Origin of the sequence: Aeromonas sp. PS2Canimalfood6, from assembly GCF_048276795.1 — a bacterium.
Classification (GTDB): Bacteria; Pseudomonadota; Gammaproteobacteria; order Enterobacterales; family Aeromonadaceae; genus Aeromonas; species Aeromonas caviae.
This window is the reverse complement of the sequence record NZ_JBLUXC010000014.1, coordinates 80,615-94,495: the sequence shown is the minus strand read 5'-3', so window position 1 is coordinate 94,495 and position 13,881 is coordinate 80,615. Positions and strand designations below refer to the sequence as shown.

At 59.8% G+C, this 13,881-nt stretch carries 8 protein-coding genes; 3 read left to right on the top strand and 5 right to left on the bottom strand.

What is annotated here, in order from left to right; translation table 11 throughout:
• The first annotated feature begins 395 nt into the window (after nucleotides 1-395).
• Nucleotides 396-2,039, top strand: coding sequence for a mechanosensitive ion channel family protein (locus ACNPAA_RS08615; RefSeq protein WP_029314351.1), 1,644 nt, complete (start codon nucleotides 396-398; stop codon nucleotides 2,037-2,039).
• A gap of 62 nt (nucleotides 2,040-2,101) precedes the next feature.
• Here ACNPAA_RS08615 and ACNPAA_RS08610 read toward each other — a convergent pair whose 3' ends face one another.
• The 5 genes from ACNPAA_RS08610 to adhE form a co-directional block, all read right to left on the bottom strand.
• Entirely contained in the window at nucleotides 2,102-3,523 is a 1,422-nt protein-coding gene (locus tag ACNPAA_RS08610) for a carbon starvation protein A (RefSeq protein ID WP_041212837.1), read from the bottom strand.
• A gap of 144 nt (nucleotides 3,524-3,667) precedes the next feature.
• Nucleotides 3,668-4,372, bottom strand: coding sequence for a two-component system response regulator BtsR (btsR, locus tag ACNPAA_RS08605; RefSeq protein WP_010674324.1), 705 nt, complete (start codon nucleotides 4,370-4,372; stop codon nucleotides 3,668-3,670).
• Nucleotides 4,369-6,060, bottom strand: coding sequence for a sensor histidine kinase (locus ACNPAA_RS08600; RefSeq protein ID WP_041212838.1), 1,692 nt, complete (start codon nucleotides 6,058-6,060; stop codon nucleotides 4,369-4,371). Before ACNPAA_RS08600 ends, btsR begins: the two co-directional genes overlap by 4 nt.
• A gap of 352 nt (nucleotides 6,061-6,412) precedes the next feature.
• Nucleotides 6,413-7,648: an HD-GYP domain-containing protein gene (locus ACNPAA_RS08595; RefSeq protein ID WP_143237402.1), complete on the bottom strand. Its 1,236-nt coding sequence runs from the start codon at nucleotides 7,646-7,648 to the stop codon at nucleotides 6,413-6,415.
• 110 nt (nucleotides 7,649-7,758) lie between these two features.
• Entirely contained in the window at nucleotides 7,759-10,434 is a 2,676-nt protein-coding gene (gene adhE / locus ACNPAA_RS08590) for a bifunctional acetaldehyde-CoA/alcohol dehydrogenase (protein WP_042017218.1), read from the bottom strand.
• 831 nt (nucleotides 10,435-11,265) lie between these two features.
• On the opposite strand from adhE, the gene ACNPAA_RS08585 reads away from it, so the two are divergent.
• Nucleotides 11,266-11,901, top strand: coding sequence for a YchE family NAAT transporter (locus ACNPAA_RS08585; RefSeq protein WP_201872432.1), 636 nt, complete (start codon nucleotides 11,266-11,268; stop codon nucleotides 11,899-11,901).
• Nucleotides 11,902-12,181: 280 nt separating this feature from the next.
• Nucleotides 12,182-13,801 carry an ABC transporter substrate-binding protein gene (locus ACNPAA_RS08580; RefSeq protein WP_041212840.1) on the top strand — a complete coding sequence of 540 codons (1,620 nt, stop codon included), beginning with the start codon at nucleotides 12,182-12,184 and terminating at the stop codon, nucleotides 13,799-13,801.
• Nucleotides 13,802-13,881 lie beyond the last annotated feature (80 nt).

Genomic DNA, 13,881 nt, shown 5'->3' with positions numbered 1-13,881 from the left:
AGGCGTGGTGCAATCAGGCCGCCCGATGAAGCAGGAACCCGGTACTGCGCGAGCAGCTATCACCCAGTAATGGGAATCCCCCTCCTGTGACGCGAAGCGCTAAGGTGGGGGAGGATGTCAAAGAACATGACCAAGACGACAAACACCAGGATCCCCAGGGCAATGTAGTCAAGTACCATCGATTTCTCCCGTCTGAGTCGCTAACAATGCTTCGATTGTCGAGTCGAGGCTTCGGCAATAATGACAGCATATGCCGTCGGTGCAAGTCTGCAATCGGAGAGTTGGTGTGGCGGTACAGGCATGGTTCATCGGTTGCTCATTTAACACACAAAATTGATTTGGTTAGATAAAATCAAGCAGCAATGGATGCCCGGGCAAGGTGAGAGGTGAACCTGATGAACGAATGGTGCAGTGGCAAAGGATGGCGGCTTGGCCTGTTGCTGATCTGCCTGTTGTGGTCCCGCCTCGGCTGGACCGCCGAACCCAGAATGGAGCCCAATGAGCAGGAGTTGGCACAGACCCTGGTCCTGCTTCATGAACCCATCGTCATGCTGACGGCTAAATATGGCAACCTGGATGGGGCGGCCAGGGTACGGCTGGCCCATGAGCGAGTTCAGCGGATGGAGCCAAGCGACCTCATGACGCCTGTGGCCGTGACGAAAGGCAGTCGACACGGCCAGGAGAGCCGGGAGTTTCTGGTCAATGGCAAGCGCATTCTGGTGCTGCTGGAAGGGGACCTTGATGAATTCGACGAGCTGACCCTGGATCAGGCGGCCGAACGTGTCCTGCATCGGCTCGACGGCGTGCGCATCAAGTATCTCGAGCTGCACTCGACCCCCTATTTGCTCAGAGCCGTCGGCTTGGCGGTGGTGGTCAGCCTGATCTTCTTCGGCCTCATCTGGCTGTTGCAGCGGGGGCATCGGCGAGTCAGAAAGTGGCTGGCCAACCGCCTGTTGCTGCAGAAGGGGCTGGTCCCCCACTCCTGGCGCCAGGTCACCGGGAATGTCGAGGTCCGCTTGCTCGGCCTCATCACGCTGCTGCTCATCTTCATGCTCACCTATGGCTGGCTGACCTATGTGCTCGGCCTGTTCCCCCAGACCCGGGCCTGGAGCTATCAGCTTGGGGAATCCCTGTTTGCCCTGTGTGGCGACATGCTGGAGGGCATGATTGCCGCCATGCCCGGTCTGGTAACCGTGCTGCTTATCGTGGTCATCACCCGTTTCTTCATCAAGATGCTGGCCATCCTCTTCGACCGCATCGAGCGTGGCCAGTTTCGGGTGCAGGGTTTGCACGCCGAGACCATAGGCGCCACCCGGCGACTGCTGTCAGTGGTGATCTGGCTGTTTGCCCTGACCGTGGCCTACCCCTATCTGCCGGGTGCGGATTCCGATGCCTTCAAGGGGATCAGCGTCTTCTTCGGTCTGATGGTGACACTGGGATCGGCCGGTATCATGAACCATGCCATGAGCGGCCTGGTGCTCATTTACTCCCGCGCACTGCGGCCAGGGGATCTGGTGCAGATCGGCGAGGTGGAGGGGATGGTGAGCGAGCTCAATGCCCTCTCGACCAAGCTGGTGACGCGCCAGGATCACGAGGTCACGCTGCCCAATGCAGTGGTGGTGGGGGGCAAGGTGGTGAACCTGACACGGCTGGCGGGCGAGAAGGGAGTGGCCCTGTTGACCAAGGTGACCATCGGTTATGACACCCCCTGGCGTCAGGTACATGCCATGCTGGAGCTGGCCGCGCGGCGCTGCACCCGGCTCAATCAGGATGAAGCTCCCCTGGTGCGGCAGTTGCATCTGCAGGATTGGTATGTGGAGTACGAGTTGCAGGTGAGGATGAAGGCAAGCGAACTCCCTGCGGTGGTCAAGACGGAGCTCCATGGCCATATTCAGGATGTCTTCAACGAGTTCGGGGTGCAGATCATGTCCCCCAACTTCATTGCCCAGCCGGAACAGGCTGTGCTGGTGGCCAGGGAGCAGTGGTATCAGGCGCCGGCCCGGGCGCCCGATTCCGCCGAGCCCCCCGCCAGAGAGTGACCACAAAAAGCAGAGGCCCGGCAGCAATGCCGGGCCTCTTGTCATGAAGAGAAGCTGATGCCTCAGCTCTCCTTGGCCTCTCTCAGTTGGGAGGGCCTGAATTTTACCAGGAAGGCGAGGGTGATGAGGGCGGTGCTCACCAGACCGATGATGGTGGAAACATTCATCTCGAGGCCGAAACCGATGGGGGCGTTGGCCAGGTAGGTGATGACCACTGCGGTCATGAAGATGGCGGGAATGGTGCATACCCAGTGCAGCTTGCCTTCCTTGATGAGGTAGGCGGCCGCAGCCCACAGCATGATGACGGCGGTGGTCTGGTTGGCCCAGCCGAAGTAGCGCCAGATCACCCCGAACTCTGCCTTGGAGATGATGAAGCCAAGGATGAACATGGGGATGGCGATGAGCAGACGCTTGGCCATGGGCTTCTGGGTCAGGTTCAGGAAGTCCGCCACGATGAGGCGGGCGCTGCGAAACGCGGTGTCACCGGAGGTGATGGGCAGGATCACCACGCCGAGGATCGCCAGGATGCCGCCCACGGTACCGAGCAGGCTGGTGGAGACTTCGTGCACCACGGCAGAGGGGCCGCCGCTGGCCAGGGTGGCGTTGAGCGCCTCGGTGCTGTCGTAGAAGGAGAGACCCAGGGTGCACCAGATGAGGGCGATGATCCCTTCCCCTATCATGGCGCCGTAGAAGATGAAGCGACCGGAGCTCTCGTTCTGCATGCAGCGCGCCATCAGCGGAGACTGGGTGGCGTGGAAACCGGAGACCGCACCACAGGCGATGGTGATGAACAGCAGCGGCCAGAGCGGCAGGTCCGTCGGGTGCAGGTTGGAGAAGTCCATCCCGGTGTTGTAGAAGCCCTTGCCGGAGACGATGAGGCCGATGATGAGGCCGACCGACATGAAGACCAGCAGCGCGCCGAAGATGGGGTAGAAGCGACCGATGATCTTGTCGATGGGGACGATGGTCGCGAGGATGTAGTAGGCGAAGATGGCCGCAATCCAGTAGACCAGATCGGTGGAGGTGAGGTTGGCGAGCAGGCCCGCCGGGCTCAGGACGAAGACCACGCCCACCAGCATCAGGAGCACCACGGCAAAGAGGTTCATGAAGTGCTTGGCGGCGGTGCCCAGGTGCTCACCGACCACGGTCGGCACCGAGGAGCCCCTGGCGCGCACCGACAGCATGCCGGAGAAATAGTCGTGGACCGCACCGGCGAAGATGCAGCCGAACACGATCCAGAGCATGGCGACCGGACCATAGAGGGCACCCAGGATGGGGCCGAAGATGGGGCCGACGCCGGCGATGTTGAGCAGTTGAACCAGGTAGACCTTCTTGTCCGACATGGGGACATAGTCCACCCCGTCCGCCATGGTGATGGCGGGGGTCTTCAACTCGGGTTTGGGCCCGAATATCCGTTCGATGAATTTGCCGTATATGAAGTAGCCGGCTATCAACAAGCCGACACAGAGGAAGAACCAGATCATTGCTACGCTCCTGCTTTGTTATTTTTTGGTGTGCGCAGCCAGTGTAGGTGGGGACTTCTGTTAACGGCAGGTGAAAGGGGGTGAGCGGCGACATGGCGACCCGAGCGGTTGTCCGCTGTGATCCGGCGCACATCGCGCCCCGCTTTATTCCAGTCCCAGCTCGTCCTTTAGCTCCTTGAGGTAGCGGCGGCTGACCGGTACCCGGGCCCCGCTCGGGGTCACGATCTCCGCCAGTTGATTCTCCAGCAAACGGATTTCGAAGATGGCGGCCGGGGCCACCAGATACTGGCGGTGACAGCGCAGCAGCGGGGTCTTCTCCTCGAGGGACTTGAGGGTGAGCTGGGTGTGAAACAGCTCGCCCTGGCAGGCGACATGGACGCCGCCGAGATCGGAGAAGGCGTACTCCACCTGGGAGGTTGGGAGCAGCCGCACCCGGTTGTGCAGGTATCCGGGGATATGGTGGATGGTCGGGGCCAGGGTCCCGACCGGTTGCGGGGTGATGTCCTGCCTGAGCCGCGCCAGGGTCTTGGCGAGGCGCGCCGGCTCCACCGGCTTGAGCAGGTAGTCGAAGGCGTTCTCCTCGAAGGCCTGGATGGCGTAGTCGTCGAACGCGGTGACAAAGACGATGCGGGGCAGGGGATCGAGCATGGCCACCAGCTCCATGCCGCTGAGCTTGGGCATCTGGATATCGAGAAACACCACATCCGGCTTGAGTTGCTGGATGAGGCCGAGCGCCTCGATGGCGTTGCCCGCCATGCCCAGGATCTCGATGTCGGGATCGCTGGCCAGCAGCTCTGCCAGCTCTTCGCGGGCATAGGGCTCGTCATCGACGATCAGGGTGCGGATCATGTCATCTCCTTGGCGGTGGTGCGGGGTTGTCGTGGGAGTGTCAGGGAGACCCGGGTCCATTGCTCCGGCTCCCACTGGACGTCAATGCCATAGCGCTCGCCAAAGGCGCTCTTGAGGCGCTTGTCCACCAGGCTCATCCCCAGACCATCCCCCTGGCCGGATGGCTGCCAGGCCCCGGCGTTGTCTTCGACGCAAAGGGTGATCGCCTCGGGGGTTTCCCTCGCGAAGAGGCGAAGTCGCCCCTCTCCCAGCAGGGAGCAGATGCCGTGCTTGATGGCATTCTCGATGAGGGGCTGCAGGGTGAAGCTCGGCAGTTGCACCTCGGCAAGGTGGGGCGGGATCTCGTTGATGACGGTGAGCCGCTCGCCAAAGCGGGCCTGCTCTATCTCCAGGTAGGAGAGGCAGTGCTCCTGCTCCTCACGCAGCGTGGTCAGGCCGCTCTGGCGCTTGAGGTTGTTGCGAAAGAAGCGGGAGAGGTGCAGCAGCAGCTCCCGTGCCCGTCCCGGATCGCGGCGGGTAATGGCGCTGATGGTGTTGAGGGTGTTGAACAGGAAGTGGGGGTTTATCTGTGCCTGTACCAGCTTGAGCTCGGATTGCACCAGCAGGCGCTGCTGCTGCTCCAGGCGGCCTGCCAGCAGCTGCTGGGACAACAGGTTGGCGATCCCTTCTCCCAGGGTGTGATTGATCTTGAGGAAGAGCCGCTTCTTGGGCTCATAGAGTTTGATGGTGCCGATCACCCCCTCGTCACCCTGCAGGGGGATCACCAGCACGGAGCCGAGCTGGCACTGGGGGGAGATGCTGCAACGATAGGGCTGGCTGTTGCCATCTGCGAACAGCACCTTGTTCTGGGCGATGGCTTGCAGGGTGATCGCCGAGGTGATGGGGGTGCCCGGCTTGTGGTGATCTTCCCCGGTGCCGATGAAGGCGAGGATTTTGTCGGTGTCCGTGATGGCGACGGCGCCGACGCCGGTCTCTTCCTGAACGATATGGGCTATCTTGCCGCTGGCCTCCGGAGTGAACCCCTGGCTCATGATGCCGACGGTACGGTTGGCGATGGTGAGCGCCTTGGCGGAGAAGACCCGGGAGAACTTTTCGTACATCCGCTGCTGGTCGCGGATCATGCTGATGAAGAGCGCCGCCCCGCAGGAGTTGGCGAGGATCATGGGGGTGGCGATGGTGCGCACCAGCAGCAGGGACTTGTCGAAGGGGGTGGCGACCAGCAGGATGATCACCATCTGCATGATCTCGGCCACGAAGGTGGTAAAGAAGGCGACCCTGGGCGCAAAGAGGTCATTGACCCTGCCTGCCCGCATCAGCCGCCAGTGAACCAGCCCCCCCAGCAAGCCTTCGCAGGTGGTGGAGATGGCGCAGGCGAGATCGGTGAACCCCCCCAGAGTATAGCGGTGCAGGCCGCCGGTCAGCCCCACCAGGAATCCCACCAGGGGGCCGCCCAGCAGTCCCCCCAGTACGGCACCGACCGCCCGGGTGTTGGCGATGGCGTCATCGATGTCGAGGCCCACATAGGTTCCCAGGATGCAAAAGCAGGAGAAGATGACATAGATGAGCACCTTGTGGGGCAGCCTGACGGAGTAGTTGGCCAGGGGACGCAGCAGGGGACTCTTGGAAAAAAGGTAGGCGATGACCAGACTGACGCTCATCTGCTGGAGCAGAGAGAGGACTAGTTGCATAAAAAAGCTTCCTCAAACACCACGCCGGAGCCGGGCGTTGTCATGACGCAGGGTGAGCCTGAGCCCGTCTTGATGCGGGCTGCGGGCTGAACGCTGCGGCAGTTTGCCAGAATGGAAAAATAAAACCATATAAAATCAGCACGTTAAATTGATATTTGTGTAATCGATGCCCGCTTGATATTGCTGATGCGAGCATGAAGGTATCCACCGGATACGCCACACGGAGGTGGCATGCTCCGCCCGGCCATCGGCTGGGCGTTTTTTATCCAGATCCAATGGTGGACGATTTCGAGGGGACCTGAGCAATTATTCAGGTTTGTCCAATGAGTTATCCCCAGCTTCTGGGGATAACTCAGAAGGCGAAATAGTAACAGACCCGCCGACCCAGACCGAAAAAGGCGCGCTGCGCGTCGTCCAGCTCTTCCTGTCTGAGGGTGGCGACGATGCTTCGCGCATCTTCCCGCAGATCGATCATGGCCACCCCTTCCGGCCGCTGCCCCTTGAGGTAGGGCAGCACCTTGGGTCTGAGGGGCATGCTGGGCTCGGTGGAGAGCACCAGGGCCAGGGCATCGTCATCCAGGCGCACCAGGGAACCCGGTGGATAGACCCCCAGCACCTTTATCAGCAACCTGACCTGGGTTTGCTCGAACTTCTTCTGGGAGAGCTTGTAGAGCTGGCCGATCACCTGGCTGGGTCCCGGCGGGTTGAGGCCGCTGCGCGGGTGAAGCAGCTCGTCATAGTGGTCCACCAGCCCGATGAGGCGGGCGAGGGGGGGGATCTTGTCGCCCTTGATCCCGAGGGGAAAACCGCTGCCATCGAGGCGTTCGTGATGCAGGTAGGCGACCTCACGGATCCTGGGTTCGAAAGCCTGCAACTGGTTGAGCATCTCCAGTCCGTACTGGGGGTGCATGTTGAGGAAATTCTGCTCCGCCTTGCTGAGCTCCCCCCGCTTCTGGATGATCTGGCTCGGGATCCTGAGCTCGCCGATGTCGTGGAGCAGGCCCGCCAGACCGGTTTCCTCGATCTCGACGGGATTCATGCCAAGCTCCCGTGCCATCAGCATGGCGATGAAGGCCACGCTCAGGCTGTGTTGCAGCAAGGTATCCGTGTTCTGGCTGCGGATAAGGTGCAGACCGAGCGGCCCCTGGTGTTCTGCCAGACGGGCGGCGGTGCTGCGCACTATCTGCGCAGTATTGGCCAGGCCTTCGTCCGGTTTGAGGTTGAGGGCGCCAAGGGCGTCGCGAAGATCTGACAGGGATTGACCGAACGCCTTGTCCGCGATGCGAAGGGAGCGCCTGAACGCCTTTTCGTCGAAGGTGGGGCCCTCAGAAGAGGGGGCGGTATCCCCGGTGTCGCTCATCTCAAGAGAGGGAACGGGTTCGGCCCGCAGCAGGGGCTCGACCGGCAGATCGCTCTTGTCGGGATCCACCATCAGCAGGGTCAGGTCGAGGTGGCGGATGATGTCGAGCTGCTGCTGGTCCTTGATTTTGAAGGCGTTGAACATGAAAGGGTGGCTCGTCCATCCCGTGGGAAGATGGATGTAGTGGCCGACTCTCAACTGCTCGATGGAGGCCTGTATCAGCGCCATGGACTAGCTCTTCTGTCGAATTTGCCTATCAACAAGCTAGCAAAATTAAACAGATAGACAAACAAAAAAGCCCGCGCATGTGCGCGGGCTCTTGTCATCCGTGGCGTTTATCAGGCCTTGGATTTTTTCTTGTTGTCCACCTTGGCGTCGACCTTGGCTGCAACCGGGGCGGCAGCAGGGGCTTCCTCGATGAAGGGACGGCCGTAGTAGGTGTCCATCAGGATGGCTTTCAGCTCGGTGATCAGCGGGTAGCGCGGGTTGGCGCCGGTGCACTGGTCATCGAAGGCTTCCAGGGCCAGCTGGTCTACCTTGGCCAGGAAGTCCGCTTCGTTCACGCCGGCTTCGCGGATGGAGGCCGGGATCCCCAGGGTGGCCTTCAGCTCGTCCAGCCAGGTCAGCAGCTTCTCGATCTTGGCGGCGGTACGGTCACCGGCAGCGGTCAGGCCCAGGTGGTCAGCCACTTCGGCGTAGCGACGGCGAGCCTGCGGACGGTCGTACTGGGAGAACGCGGTCTGCTTGGTCGGGTTGTCGTTCGCGTTGTAGCGGATGACGTTGCTGATCAGCAGGGCGTTGGCCAGACCGTGGGGGATGTGGAACTCCGCACCCAGTTTGTGGGCCATGGAGTGGCACACACCCAAGAAGGCGTTGGCAAACGCGATACCGGCGATGGTGGCGGCGTTGTGCACCTTCTCGCGGGCAACCGGGTCGTTGGCGCCGTTGATGTAGCTGGAGGGCAGGTAGTCCTTCAGCAGTTTCAGGGCTTGCAGCGCCTGACCGTCGGAGTATTCGTTGGCCAGCACGGAGACATAGGCTTCCATGGCGTGGGTCACTGCGTCGATACCACCGAAGGCACACAGGGATTTGGGCATGCCCATCACCAGGTTGGCATCCACGATGGCCATGTTCGGGGTCAGCTCGTAGTCGGCCAGCGGGTACTTCATGCCGGTGGCGTCGTCGGTCACGACCGCAAACGGGGTCACTTCAGAACCGGTACCGGACGTGGTGGTGATACAGACCAGTTCGGCCTTCACGCCCATTTTCGGGAACTTGTAGATACGCTTGCGGATGTCCATGAAGCGCATGGCCAGGTCTTCGAACGCGGTGTCCGGGTGCTCGTACATGACCCACATGATCTTGGCGGCATCCATGGGTGAACCACCACCCAGGGCGACGATCACGTCCGGCTTGAAGGAGTTGGCCATCTCGGCGCCCTTGCGGACCACGGACAGGGTGGGGTCGGCTTCCACTTCGTAGAAGATCTCCACTTCCATGTTCAGCTTCTTGAGCAGGCGAACCACTTCATCGGCATAGCCGTTGTTGAACAGGAAGCGGTCGGTCACCACCATGGCGCGCTTCTTGCCTTCCAGGTCGCCCAGGGCGATCGGCAGGGAACCACGACGGAAGTAGATGGATTTCGGAAGTTTGTGCCACAGCATATTTTCTGCCCGTTTTGCGACTGTCTTCTTGTTGATCAAGTGCTTGGGACCGACGTTCTCGGAGATGGAGTTACCACTCCAGGAGCCGCAACCCAGGGTCAGGGACGGGGCCAGCGCGAAGTTGTACAGGTCACCGATACCACCCTGGGTGGAGGGGGTGTTGATGAGGATACGGGCGGTCTTCATCTTGTCGCCGAAGTACTTGATGCGGTCGGCATTGCGATCCTGGTCGGTATAGAGACCGGAGGTGTGGCCGATACCACCGATGTTGACCATGTCGCAGGCCATTTCGACGGCTTCTTCGAAGTTCTTGGCACGGAACATACCCAGCGTCGGGGAGAGTTTCTCGTGAGCGAACTCGTCTTCCGCGCAGAGTTCCAGACCTTCACCGATGAGGATCTTGGTGGTGGCAGGCACGGTCACACCGGCCATGGCGGCGATCTTGGTGGCAGGCTGGCCCACGATGTCGGCGTTCAGGGCGCCGTTGATCAGCAGCACTTTACGCACCTTGTCCGCTTCGTCCTTGGAGAGGATGTAGCCGGCGTGGGTCGCGAAACGCTCCTTGACCTGGTTGTAGATGGAGTCGACCACGATGACAGCCTGCTCGGAGGCACAGACCACGCCGTTGTCGAAGGTCTTGGACATCAGGATGGAGGCGACGGCACGCTTCACGTCGGCGGTTTCGTCGATGACGATGGGCACGTTGCCCGCACCCACGCCGATGGCGGGTTTGCCGGAGGAGTAGGCGGCCTTCACCATGCCCGGGCCACCGGTGGCCAGGATCAGGTTGATGTCGTCGTGACGCATCAGGGCATTGGAGAGTTCGACGGAGGGTTGATCAATCCAGCCGATGATGTCTTTCGGCGCACCGGCAGCCACGGCTGCATCCAGTACCAGCTTGGCAGCGGTATTGGTGGAGTTCTTGGCACGGGGGTGCGGGGAGAAGATGATGGCGTTGCGGGTCTTCAGGGAGATGAGGGCCTTGAAGATCGCAGTGGAAGTCGGGTTGGTGGTCGGTACGATACCGCAGATGATGCCTACCGGCTCGGCGATGGTGATGGTGCCCATCTCGTCATCTTCACTGAGGATGCCGCAGGTCTTTTCATCTTTATAGGCGTTGTAGATGTATTCGGAGGCGAAGTGGTTCTTGATAACCTTGTCTTCGATGATACCCATACCGGATTCAGCCACGGCCATCTGGGCCAGGGGGATACGGGCGTTGCTGGCGGCCAGGGCGGCGGCACGGAAGACCTTGTCTACCTGCTCTTGCGAGAAGCTGGCGAATTGACGCTGTGCTTCTTTGACGCGGGCAACCAGTGCATCCAGTTCAGCCAAATTGGTTACTGCCATGTTTATCTCCTGATGATTTGAAAACTGTTTAGTAAGACCTTGGCAATGCCCGGCAATTATAGCCACCTTGTCAAGGCGAGAATCACCATAACGGGGTATTTACATGCCTTAGTAAACTGTTTTCTGGCTCGATTATAGGGTCGGGATGTGTCAGAAAAGATTGATCTGGATCATATGTAACAAAAGAACAAAAGAAATTTTGTTTCACCCCTTATCGCACCACTATGTTACGGGAGTGTGTCATCCTTTCTTGGCATCACGAGCTGCTGTCACGCGCCCTTGGAATATCTGCTCAGGGAAGGGGGTCCGATGAATTCTCGCCTTGACCGGGATGGGGGGAGGCGGTATCGCCGTGATGGTGGCAGAACGTCCACTCCCCTGACGTTTCATTTATGTTGAGAAAGGGGTTGTTGTTTTCATCCAGTCGCCCTGGCGAAACAGCACATCTGGCGGTGGCAGGGAGCGCGTCACCTCTTCACAGCCTGCCCCACTGGCGCCGCACCAGGGTGAGAAAGGCCAAAATCGGGGTCACAGGAGCGGGTGGGGCGGCAAGCAGGCGTGGTGAGAAGCAAGGGTGCCATTTGCCGAAAATATCGTTTCTTGGCTGAGGGCTGATATAACGCGCTGCCATGGCACCCGGCGATGTTAATGGCGGCCTCTCTCCCTTAACAACCCGATATGTTGAATTTTGTCGCTACATTAGCGGAACTAACTGAAAAGCCCCGGTAAGGGTGAGATTATTTGATTGGAGAAGGGAAAAGCCATGGTGTAAATTTACGCGCAGTTTGGGGGCTGGCCCCTTGTGGCTCGTATTGGTTCTGGATGGCGCCTATGGCAGCAATAGACTTCTCTTTATACCTGAAATTTTTCGTCGGCCTGTTTGCGATCATCAACCCGCTGGGTCTGTTGCCAGTCTTTGTGAGCCTGACGGGCCACATGTCGTCGGAGGAGCGACGCAAGACCAACACCACCGCCCACATTGCCGTGATGATCATCCTGATGGTCTCCATGTGCATGGGACAGCTCATCCTCGACAGTTTCGGCATCTCCCTGGCGTCGTTTCGCATTGCTGGTGGCTCGCTGATCACCCTGATCGCCTGGTCGATGCTGCAGGGCAAGCTGGGGGAGGTGAAGCACAACAAGCAGGAGAAGGGTGAACTGGCTGCGCGTGAATCCATTGCCGTGGTGCCCCTGGCACTGCCGCTGATGGCCGGACCCGGTGCCATCTCCTCTTCCATCGTCTATGCCAGCCAGAAGACCCTGCCCCAGATGGCCGGCATGTTCGTGGTGGTGGTGGCCTTTGCCTGCTGCTCCTGGCTCATCTTCCGCGCCGCTCCCCTGCTGTTCAAGCTGATGGGCAACACCGGCATCAACGTGGTGACCCGTATCATGGGTCTCATCATGATGTCCCTTGGCATCGAGATCATCGTGGCGGGCATCAAGGGAGTCTTCCCCGGTCTGGTGTGAGCCAGGTCCGTTTTTGTCGGAGCCGGTCCTTGTGACCGGCTTTTTATTGTTTCTTTTTTGTTGGTCATTTCCTAGAATCGAGCGGCCTTGTACGAAAAATGACCGCTGCGGGATATTTAAATGCTGAATAAATGGTTTAAAGTTGTTTTTTTGACCATGAAAGCGGCCTGTTCCTGATGATATCTATTGCATTATCAGAATTGTCAGGGAATTATGCGGGCAGCGAGGTGTTTGTCTCGTGGATAACAAATGCATGGAATGTTCTTGTTGGAGTATGGAAATGACTCATAGAAAAACAATTATTAATACCCTTTTATTGACTGCACTTTTCGGTGGCGCCACCCTGGCTCACGCCGCCGATGTCCCCGCCGGTACCAAGCTTGCTCCCGAGCAAACCCTGGTGAAAGGCAATGGTTCCGAACCCGCCACCCTGGATCCCCAGAAAGTGGAAGGTACTCCCGAATCCAACGTATTGCGTGACCTGTTCGAAGGTCTCGTCTCCTCCGGCCCCAAGGGTGAGACCCTGCCCGGCGTCGCCGAGTCCTGGGAAACCAAGGACAACAAACATTACGTGTTCCACCTGCGCAAGGATGCCAAGTGGTCCAACGGGGATCCCGTCACCGCTCATGACTTCGTCTTTGCCTTCCAGCGCGCGGTGGATCCCAAGACGGCCTCTCCTTACTCCTGGTACATGGAGATCCCGACCATCATCAATGCCTCCGACATCATCGCGGGCAAGAAGCCGGCCGACACCCTGGGCGTGAAGGCGGTGGACGATCACACCTTCGAGGTGCAGCTGGAGAAGGCGGTGCCTTACTTCGTCAGCATGCTCTCCCACACCACCACCTATCCGGTCCCGAAGAAGGTGATCGAGAAGTTCGGTGACAAGTGGACCCAGCCCGGCAACATGGTATCCAACGGCGCCTACGTGCTGAAGGACTGGGTGGTCAACGAGCGCGTCGACGTCGAGCGCAACCCCAACTACTGGAACAACGGCAAGACCGTCATCAACAAGGTGACCTACCTGCCCATCCAGTCCACCAACGCCGAGCTGAACCGCTATCTGGCTGGCGAAGTGGATCTGACCTACAACATGCCCATCGAACGCTTCAAGCAGATGAAGAAAGAGCTGCCGGACGAAGTAAAGGTCAGCGGCTATGTGGGCACCTACTACTACCAGTACAACTTCAAGCACAAGCCGTTTGACGACGTGCGGGTGCGTACCGCCCTCTCCTATGCCATCGATCGCAACGTGATCGCCGACAAGGTGATGGGCAAGGGCGAAACCCCGGGCTACACGCTCGTGCCTGACTTTGTAGATGGCTTCAAGCCGGTGGCGCCGGCCTGGTCCAAGCTGACCCAGGCAGAGCGCGATGCCAAGGCGAAAGAGCTGCTGACCGAAGCCGGTTACGGCCCGGGCAAGCCGCTCAAGTTCGAGCTGCTCTACAACACCGACGACAACCACAAAAAGGTGGCCGTGGCCGTCGCCTCCATGTGGAAGAAGCTCGGCGTGCAGGTGAGCCTGGTGAACCAGGAGTGGAAGACCTACCTGGAGACCAAGAAGCAGGGTAACTTCGACGTGGGCCGCGCCGGCTGGATTGCGGACTACAACGAAGCCTCCTCCATGCTGGATCTGATGCAGACCACTCACGGCAACAACGACGGCAAATACTCCAACCCGACGTTCGACAAGCTGATGAGCGAGTCCCGCAACCAGGTGGATGCCGAGGCGCGCAACAAGCTCTATGTCCAGGCCGAAGAGATCCTGGCCAAGGACATGCCGATCGCCCCCATCTATCAGTACGTGACCTCCCGCATGGTCAAGCCCTACGTGGGCGGCTACCCGGCCAACCCGCTGGACAACATCTACAGCAAAGACATGTACATCGTTGCTCACTGAGTAAAGAAACAAGTCGCATAACAAGCAGGGCCCGCCAGACGGCGGGCCTTTATTACAACCGCGACCCTTTGGAAGCAGTA